Here is a 1,140-nt window from a genome sequence, read left to right as displayed (position 1 = left end):
ATCTAAAGTTCTGATCCAGAGTACCACGAGACACGTGAAACCTTGTGGGAAGCAGGGAGGACCACCTCCCAAGCCTAAATACTACCTGATGACCGATAGTGAAGCAGTACCGTGAGGGAAAGGTGAAAAGAACCCCGGGAGGGGAGTGAAATAGAACCTGAAACCGTATGCCTACAACCGATCAAAGCCCCTTATGAGGGTGATGATGTGCTTTTTGTAGAACGAGCCAACGAGTTACGGTATGTAGCAAGGTTAAGTACTTAAGGTACGGAGCCGAAGGGAAACCAAGTCTTAATAGGGCGACTAGTTGCATGCCGTAGACCCGAAACCGGGTGACCTATCCATGGCCAGGTTGAAGCGAGGGTAAAACCTCGTGGAGGACCGAACCACGTTGCTGTTGAAAAAGCATGGGATGAGCTGTGGATAGCGGAGAAATTCCAATCGAACTCGGAGATAGCTGGTTCTCCTCGAAATAGCTTTAGGGCTAGCGTCGTGAATTGTAACTACTGGAGGTAGAGCACTGAATGGGCTAGGGGGCATAGCGCTTACCGAACCTTATCAAACTCCGAATGCCAGATAGTTTTAGCACGGCAGTCAGACTGCGAATGATAAGATCCGTAGTCAAAAGGGAAACAGCCCAGATCGTCAGCTAAGGTCCCAAAGTGTAAGTTAAGTGGGAAAGGATGTGGGATTTCTAAGACAACTAGGATGTTGGCTTAGAAGCAGCCACTCATTGAAAGAGTGCGTAATAGCTCACTAGTCGAGAGATCCTGCGCCGAAAATGTAACGGGGCTAAACTTACCACCGAAGCTACGGGTTCACACAATAGTGTGAGCGGTAGAGGAGCGTTGTAATCGGGCTGAAGTCGTACCGTAAGGAGCGGTGGACTGATTACAAGTGAGAATGTTGGCATCAGTAGCGAGATGTAGGTGAGAATCCTACAGGCCGAATACCTAAGGTTTCCACAGGAAGGTTCGTCCGCTGTGGGTTAGTCGGGACCTAAGCCGAGGCCGAAAGGCGTAGGTGATGGACAATCGGTTGATATTCCGATACCACTATTATCGTTATTATCGATGGTGTGACGGAGAAGGATAGAGCGTGCTAGCTATTGGATGCTAGTCTAAGCGTTTAGGGAGTTAG

The 1,140-nt window shown here is 49.1% G+C and carries 1 rRNA gene; it reads left to right on the top strand.

Going from position 1 to position 1,140, the window contains the following annotated elements:
• Positions 1-1,140 (top strand): 23S ribosomal RNA (locus INR60_RS17155); the annotation flags it as partial.

It is taken from the genome of Clostridium chrysemydis, assembly GCF_015234215.1.
In the GTDB taxonomy this organism is placed as follows: domain Bacteria; phylum Bacillota; class Clostridia; order Clostridiales; family Clostridiaceae; genus Clostridium; species Clostridium chrysemydis.
The sequence above is the reverse complement of the archived record's forward strand: the minus strand, read 5'-3'. Positions and strand labels throughout refer to the sequence as shown.